Origin of the sequence: Bradyrhizobium sp. AS23.2 (assembly GCF_001908185.1) — a bacterium.
In the GTDB taxonomy this organism is placed as follows: Bacteria; Pseudomonadota; Alphaproteobacteria; order Rhizobiales; family Xanthobacteraceae; genus Bradyrhizobium.
In genome coordinates, this window is sequence record NZ_LGHM01000027.1 from 1 (window position 1) to 7384 (window position 7384).

Genomic DNA, 7384 nt, shown 5'->3' on the forward strand with positions numbered 1-7384 from the left:
AGAACCGTGAGCTTCGGCAGGCCAACGAGATCCTGCGCAAGGCGAGCGCTTATTTTGCGATGGCGGAGCTCGACCGCCGGTCCAAGCCATGATCGCCTTCATTGACGATCATCGTGGGGCGCATGGGGTCGAGCCGATCTGCAAGGTTTTGCCGATTGCCCCCTCGACCTACCACGCCCATGTGGCCAAACGGCGCGATCCGGCGAAGCGGTCGGCGCGCGCCAGGCAGGACGTCGCGCTGAAGATCGAGGTTCGGCGCGTCTTCGATCAGAACTTCTCCGTCTACGGCGTGCGCAAGGTCTGGCGCCAGCTCAAGCGCGAAGGCTTCGATGTTGCCCGTTGCACGGTGTCGCGGCTGATGCGGGACATGGGTTTGCAAGGGGTCATCCGCGGCAAATCCGTCAAGACCACGATCAGCGACAAGGCGGCGCCATGCCCGCTGGATCACGTCAACCGCCAGTTCAAGGGTAAGCGTAGCTCTGCGGCCCTTTTGATTGGTGCTTGACGTCTATTTTGAGCGCGTGGTGCGCCGGCGCGGCTTCCATATTTCCGGCAATGCGTTGACGGCGGCCTCGAGCGCCTTCCGGTCGACGATGTTGGGATCGAACTGCTCGGGGCCCCAGAGGCGCATTTGTTCGTGCTCCGGATGGGTGGGGTCGCTGATGGCCTCAAGGTATTCGGCATAGCCTGGCGCACCGCCGACATCTTCCGGAGGACAACGACCGGCGGCCTCGAGCAAGAGGGGAAGTCCCTCCGTTGTCGTATTGTCGAACCACTTTTCGAGCTTGATTACGTGATCCCAGCTGTCGCCGAAGTCATAGAGATAATGGATCGTCTTGACGCCGGTCTCGCGAACGACATCGCAAAGCCGCGCTTTGCTGGCATCCAAGGGCTGGTGACCGTAATCATTGTCGGGGTCGGGAATCCCCCAACGGACCTCACCGGCGAAGAACTCGAAGAGGTGGCTGTTCGTCCAGCCAAATGCCTCCTGAAGCGTCAGGTGCAGCCGATCAAGGCGCAGGGTGACGGGGACGACAAGGCGACGCATCACCTCCGGTTTCACGTCCTTGAGGGTCACCTTGATCCGGACCGCGGTCGTGTTCAGGCTCATGCCGCCAGCCTCAGATCGTGTGCATGCATCGTGTAGATCGACGCCCAAGGGAGCAGTTCGTCCAGTCGCGCCGCAGGCCAACCATTGACGAGCTTCGCGAGAACATCAGCGAGCCAGTGCTCGGCACTGACGCCATTGAGCTTACAGGTTTATGCCGCCCGCCGAACTATGCCGAACGGGTCCGGTATGGCGCGTCGTCGTCACGGCGGCATGGTCGATCGCGTGCACGGCAGCCCCATTCCATTCGGCATAGTCTGGTCGTTCAGAGCGCCTCCAGGAAGGCCAGCAGGCGGTCGTTCGGCCGGAAGCGGGTTCGCTTGCCGCGCTGATGCGGCTTGAGCTTCGCCAGGGCAGCCTCCTTGAGGGCGAGATGGGCGTGCAGGTACGTCTGCGTCGTCTCGACCGATTCATGACCGAGCCACAGCGCGATCACGGAGCAGTCGACGCCGGCTTGCAGCAGTTCCATCGCAGCGCTGTGCCTCAGCACGTGCGGCGACACGCTCTTGGCCTTCAAGGACGGGCAACTCTTGTGAGCGACACGAACATGCTTTCCCAGCAGTGACTGGACGCTGTCGGCACTGAGCCGCCCCCCATGCACGTTGGGGAACAAAGCTGTTGCTCCTTTCCGCAACGGTTCCTTGAGCCATGCCTGGAGCGCGCACCGAGCGAGTACGGTCAGCGGAGTGGTCCGCTCCTTCCGCGCTTTACCGATGCATCGTACGTGTGCGCCAGATCCGAGGTGGACGGCATCCCGGTCAAGGCCGGTCAGCTCGGAGAGGCGTAAGCCCGTCTGGGCCGCGACCAGCAGCAACGTGTGATCGCGGCGGCCAAGCCACGTCGTTCGATCGGGCGCGGCGAGAACCGCCTCGATCTCGGGGCGCGTCAGGAAGTGCACCTGTCGCTTGTCGTGGCGCTTGCTCGGTATTGCGAGCACGCGCTGGATCAGCGCACTGTGTGTCGGCTCCTCGAAGGACACGAACCTGAAGAAGGATCGGATGGCGGTCAGACGCAGGTTACGCGTCTTCGCGCTGGCGCCGCGCCTTACCTCGATATCGGTGAGGAACGCGCCGATGAACGTTGCGTCCAAATCGGTGAGCGTCAGGGCCGATGGAGGCTTCCGCAGCTGCATCTGTGCGAACATGAACAGCAGCCGGAACGTGTCCCTGTAGGAGGCGATCGTGTTGCCGCTAACGTTGCGCTGGCGCATGAGGCGCTCGGTGAAGAAGCGCTCGATCAACGTGGCGAGATTGCAGGCGGGCTTCATGGCGTCACCTCCCATCGCCGATCGAGACGCCGCGCCGCTTCTTCCATCAATTCGGGGCAGGCAGAGAGATACCAGTAAGTATCGCGCACGCAGGCGTGGCCGAGGTAAGTGGAGAGCACTGGCAGTTGCTGCTCGACGTTCTTGCCTCCGCGATACCAGTCGAGCAGCGTCCGGATGGCGAAGCGATGACGGAAGTCGTGCACGCGTGGCCCGGTACGATCACCTGGGCGCCGCAGCCCGATCTCTCTGGACAATCTCCAGAAGACGCGATGAACGTACTGGTGAAGCAAGCGGCCTCCCTGTTCGGCAACGAAGAAGGTCGAGGCGCAGCGTGATCCGAGCAGCGCATCGCGCCGGCGGGCGTAGTCGCGCAGCGCGGTTCTCGTCGTCGGATGTAAAGGTACGAGCCGCGACTTGCCGAACTTGGTCAACCGGACCGTCAGCACGCCGGCATCGAGGTCGACGTCATCACGCTCCAGGCCCATCGCCTCGGATATGCGCATGCCCGTCACCGCGATCAGCCCGAACAAGGTATGGTAGGTCCATCGACGCAGCCCGTCCGCTGGCGGCAGAGCCAGCGCTGCCGTCAGCAACGCAAGGATCTCCGCGTCGCTGTAGACATAGGGCTTGGCGCGCTTCCATCCCGGCAGCATGCCCACGGGCGGTACCTCCGTTCTCGGATCGAAGTTGGCGACATGGCGCGCGAACCCGCGCACGTCGCTCAATCGCAGCGCCCAGGATGCATGACGATCGGGCGGCAACGTTGCCCATTCCATGGCCAGCCTCGTCGTGATGATCCTGGCTTTACGCTTCTCCATGAAGGCGACGAAGTCGGTGATGGGACGGCGCGACTACGCCATTCTGTTGTTGCTGGCCAAGCTCGGCCTGCGGGCCGACGAGGTCGCGACGCTCACCCTCGATGATATCGACTGGCGCGCCAGCGAGATACTCGTTCGCGCCAAGGGCCGACAGCGTGCACGGATGCCAATACCGCCAGACGTTGGCGCGGCCATCGTTGCATATCTGCGCAATGGTCGCCCAAAGTCGTCCTGCCGACGGTTGTTCGTCCGCACACTCGCGCCGCACGTCGGCTTTGCTTCCGGATGTGCGATCACCATGATCGCCAAGGTCGCTCTCGATCGCGTTGGAATCGAAGGTTGCGCACACCGCGGCGCCCATATCTTCCGACACAGTCTCGCTACTGAGCTTCTCCGATCTGGCGCGACCTTGTCGGAGATCGGACAACTGCTGCGGCACGAGAACCACGACACCACTCGGATTTACGCGAAGGTCGACATCGATGCGCTGAGAACATTGAGCCTGCCCTGGCCGGGAGGCGTGCAATGACCAATCTGCGCTCCGCACTCGATAAGTACCTGAGCATGCGCAAGGGACTGGGATACAAGTACGAGCACCAGACCCGTCGGCTCACCGTCTCTCGGTCGCAACCGTCGAGGGCCTTCCGCACCTGAGCGGCAGGCAAATAGGTCGGCAGAGTTGCGAGGTTCCACCGTCGCAACGATGGAACGCAATCCGCCAATGGGCGTGCGTTCAGCCCCCGATGGTGGAGGTAACGGAGAAAGGCGCGCAGCGACCAGCACAGCGCCTTGCCTGTTCCCGGGCTCCAATCCTGGGCGTGGCGCTCAATGTAGCGGATCACGTCCTCTTGGCTGATCTTGTACAGGGCGGTGGCGCCGCCGGAGCACACCTCGTGCAGGAACCTGCGGATAACCGGGAGATGGCGGACAATGGACCTCGGGGCCAACCCGCGCTCTGATCGCAGGTAGGCATCGAACTCCTTGAAGATCCGTTCGTGCGGGGTGAGAGGCGGCAGCACCGTCGGCGCGATCGCGCCTTCCTCGCGCAGCACCGACAGCCATCGCTTGAGCGCGGCCCGGTCACCAGGTTGGATAGACTGCCTCCCGCCTCGATGTCGGAGGTACCGCTCAACGACCTGCTCATCGAGATCGAGCAGCCCAAAGCGACGGCCTGCGATCCAACTCAGGAGCCCGCCAACCACGTTGAGGCAACGCCACGTGCCGTGCTGAACGAGTCCCTCTTCGACGAGACGAGCGCCATAGCGCTCGATGAGCAGTCCGTGCGGTCCGCCTCTGAGACGCCGGTACAGCCGGCTTCTGCCCAAGTACTCTTTCGCAATCATACCTGACCTCCGCTGTTGAAAGCGGAGGTACAAGACAAACTATGCCGAGCCGATTACACGCCGCTCACGGTGAATCTCGGGGAAAACAAGCCCATTCGGCATAGTTCGGCAGTCGTCCAAACCTGTCTATGCCGCACTCGGCATAGACAGGTCTCGATTAATGAAGCCAGGACGGCCCAATTCTCGGCGCCCTCGTCACAACCGGCAAAAAGGGAGTTCTTGGCGTTGAGCTTGATCGGCCGCATCGCACGCTCGACAGCATTCGTGTCCATCTCGATGCGCCCGTCATCAAGGTAGAGCGTCAGGCCGTCCCAATGACGCAGCGCGTAACGCAAGGCCTTCGCCGTGTCGCTCTTCTGTGCAACGTGATCAAGTTTGGCCTCAAACCACTGCTTCAAGGCTATAACCAGAGGTCGGGCATGCGCCTGCCTGCCAGCACGGCGTTCGGCATCCGATCGGCCGCGGAGCGCTTTCTCGACCGCGTAAAGCTGGGCGATGCGCTCAAGAGCCTCGCGGGCAACCGGAGCTGGCGCCGGAGCAGCCTCGCGCTCGATCTTCACAAACTGGCGCCTCAGATGCGACCAGCAGAAGGCGAGCGTCCCGGACAAGGCGTCCGCACGCGTCTCTCGGGTCATGGTCTTGTAAGCCTGATAGCCGTCGCAGTGGATGATGCCACGATAGCCCTCAAGCAGCTGCAAGCCATGAACGGCCCCACGGCCCGGTGCATAGGCGTAAACCGCGCCAGGTGGGTCAGGTCCGGCCCAGGGCCTGTCATCGCGCGAGAGCGCCCAGAAGTAGCCGGTTTTGGTCCTGCCGCGCCCCGGATCCAACACCGGTGCGGGGGTCTCATCGACACAGAGCTTCGAAGAGGCGAGCAGAAGCAGGCGCAGACGATGCCACAAGGGCTTCAATTCCTGAGCGGCATAGCCGACCCAGAAGGCGAGCGTGGAACGGTCGATGGCGATACCGTGCGTCGCCAGCATCTGCGCCTGGCGGTAAAGCGGCAAATGCCAATGATACTTGGCATCGATCACATGCGCGACGAGCCGCTCGGTCGGCAGTCCTCCCCTGATCAATCGCTCGGGAGCGGCGTGCTGAAGGACGACGCCGTGACAGGCGCGGCAGGCCAGTTTGGGTCGGCGGGTGACGATGACGCGATACTGCGCCGGTACGACGTCCAGCCTCTGGCTCTCATCATGGCCGATCTCAAAAAGAACGCCTGCGCAGCACGGGCAGCAGGTTGCAGCGGGCATCAGGGTCTCGATGATGCGCGGCAAATGCTCCGGCAACTGACCACGGTTGGCTCTGCGCTCGGCCGTCCTCTTCTCGCAGGTTCTGGGATTGGCGCGATCCTCGGCTGCTTCGAGGGCCGCGACGGCCTCTTCGATGTCCTCCAGAACAAGCTGTAGCTGATCAGCGTCCAGCTTTTCCGAGGACCGACCGAACCGCGCATCTTTTGCAAGCTTGAGCAACCGCTCAAGCCTGGCGCAGCGATCCAGCAGAGCCGCGGCAAAGACACGCAACTCGGCCAGATCGCTCGGCAGCTCATCGGGCAAATCACTCATTGGCACAAGCTTGCCATGCTTCGCGCCCCGATGCAGCGAAGATTTGTATCTTTACGCAAGCGCCTTCGGCTGCGGGATTCGAGGCGCGTGCATCCGCGTCCAATCCATGCCGGCCAAAAGCGCGGACAGCTGGGCGGCATTCATCCGCATCACGCCAGCCACGATAGGAGGCCATTTGAAGCCGCTGCCATCGAGCCGCTTCCAATACATCACAAGGCCGCCGCCATCCCACACGACAATCTTCACCCGATCGGCGCGCTTCGCACGGAACACCACCGCCACGCCCTTCATCGGGTCATGGCCCAGCGTCTCCTTCGCCAACAGCGCCAAGCCCTCCGCACCTTTTCTGAAGTCCACGGGTTGCGTCGCCACGTAAATCATGAGGCTCGCGGGCGGGGTCAGCATGAATGTGTCGGTCGAAGCGCCAAGAACACATCACTCAACACAGCAAGGCCAGGCGTCCCCCGCACCTCCACTCGTGCCCCCTGGAGCTCAACCGTCACAACGGCTGATTCCGGCGACCTGGTGGGCTCTGCGGCCGCCAGTAGCGCCGATTCCGATACTACCGGCACGAACGACAGCGTGTCCGCCGAAGCCGGCAGCACCAACTGGCCCAAACGCGCCCGGCGCCGCCAGTCGTGCACCTGCTGGGGCCGGCACCCATGGCGACGCGCGACATTTGTGACAATCGCCCCCGGCTCGAGGCTCTCCGCGGCAATCTGTGCCTTCAAATCGTCCGGCCAGCGCTTTCGACCTGCGCCTGCGTACACTTCGATACGCGGTGACAACGGTCGTCTTATGTCGTCCGAATGGTCGTCCATTGTGAGCACCCTTGCAGAAGATGGACTCTTCTAGCGGTGCTCTCAGGACTGAGTACAAAAATTCTCAAGGGCCTCAACGCCACGCTTACGTTCAAGGCGCCACGGCGGAACGTCCTTTGGCTCTCCGACTTCACCTATGTCGCAACCTGGACCGGCTTCGTCTACGTCGCCTTTGTCATCGACGCCTATGCTCGCAGGATCGTGGGCTGGCGGGCCTCGCGCACGGCGCATGCAGGCTTCGTGCTCGATGCTCTGGAGCAGGCACTCCATGATCGACGCCCGGTCCATCGTGGCGGGCTCGTGCACCACAGCGACAGGGGCAGCCAATACGTATCTGAACCGTCCCGGGTTTGCCGGAGGCTCCAACTCCTGAGAGGATGGAGCCATGACAAGCAAGACGACGAACAAGTTTTCACCCGAGGTCCGGGACCGAGCGGTTCGGATGGTTCTGGATCACGCAAG

Annotated in this window: 6 protein-coding genes, 5 pseudogenes and 1 other annotated feature; of the genes and pseudogenes, 3 read left to right on the plus strand and 8 right to left on the minus strand. The window is 62.9% G+C overall.

The features are described from left to right. Nucleotides 1–466, plus strand: a pseudogene (locus AC630_RS05715) (IS3 family transposase); the annotation flags it as partial. Next, nucleotides 47–163, plus strand: a sequence feature (AL1L pseudoknot). It overlaps the preceding pseudogene by 117 nt. 42 nt (nucleotides 467–508) lie before the next feature. On the opposite strand, the gene AC630_RS05720 reads toward AC630_RS05715, so the two are convergent. The 4 genes and pseudogenes from AC630_RS05720 to AC630_RS05735 form a co-directional block, all read right to left on the minus strand. Beyond that, nucleotides 509–1111 carry a plasmid pRiA4b ORF-3 family protein gene (locus tag AC630_RS05720; protein WP_074117555.1) on the minus strand — a complete coding sequence of 201 codons (603 nt, stop codon included), beginning with the start codon at nucleotides 1109–1111 and terminating at the stop codon, nucleotides 509–511. Then, nucleotides 1108–1260, minus strand: a pseudogene (locus tag AC630_RS05725) (transposase domain-containing protein); the annotation flags it as partial. The gene AC630_RS05720 and the pseudogene AC630_RS05725, both read right to left, overlap by 4 nt. Before the next feature lie 113 nt (nucleotides 1261–1373). Beyond that, nucleotides 1374–2375: a tyrosine-type recombinase/integrase gene (locus AC630_RS05730; protein WP_074117560.1), complete on the minus strand. Its 1002-nt coding sequence runs from the start codon at nucleotides 2373–2375 to the stop codon at nucleotides 1374–1376. Continuing rightward, entirely contained in the window at nucleotides 2372–3091 is a 720-nt protein-coding gene (locus AC630_RS05735) for a tyrosine-type recombinase/integrase (RefSeq protein ID WP_245330269.1), read from the minus strand. The genes AC630_RS05730 and AC630_RS05735 overlap by 4 nt, the downstream gene beginning before the upstream one ends. 58 nt (nucleotides 3092–3149) lie before the next feature. Here AC630_RS05735 and AC630_RS05740 point away from each other — a divergent pair, with 58 nt between their 5' ends. Continuing rightward, nucleotides 3150–3722 (plus strand): tyrosine-type recombinase/integrase, encoded by a 573-nt coding sequence (locus tag AC630_RS05740; protein WP_083636122.1) that lies wholly within the window; start codon nucleotides 3150–3152, stop codon nucleotides 3720–3722. Nucleotides 3723–3942: 220 nt separating this feature from the next. Here the strand turns inward: AC630_RS05740 and AC630_RS48205 are convergent. The 4 genes and pseudogenes from AC630_RS48205 to tnpA all read right to left on the minus strand — a co-directional run. Further along, a pseudogene (locus AC630_RS48205) lies at nucleotides 3943–4536 on the minus strand (site-specific integrase); the annotation flags it as partial. 92 nt (nucleotides 4537–4628) lie between these two features. Further along, nucleotides 4629–6101, minus strand: a pseudogene (gene tnpC, locus AC630_RS05750) (IS66 family transposase); the annotation flags it as partial. Nucleotides 6102–6152: 51 nt separating this feature from the next. Then, nucleotides 6153–6506, minus strand: coding sequence for an IS66 family insertion sequence element accessory protein TnpB (tnpB, locus tag AC630_RS05755; protein WP_074117558.1), 354 nt, complete (start codon nucleotides 6504–6506; stop codon nucleotides 6153–6155). Continuing rightward, a complete protein-coding gene (tnpA, locus tag AC630_RS05760; RefSeq protein ID WP_074117559.1) occupies nucleotides 6500–6922 on the minus strand; it encodes an IS66-like element accessory protein TnpA in 423 nt (140 codons plus the stop codon). The genes tnpB and tnpA overlap by 7 nt, the downstream gene beginning before the upstream one ends. A 90-nt stretch (nucleotides 6923–7012) precedes the next feature. Between tnpA and AC630_RS05765 the strand changes: the two are divergent. Continuing rightward, nucleotides 7013–7258: pseudogene (locus AC630_RS05765) on the plus strand (DDE-type integrase/transposase/recombinase); the annotation flags it as partial. Between the last annotated feature and the right edge of the window lie 126 nt (nucleotides 7259–7384).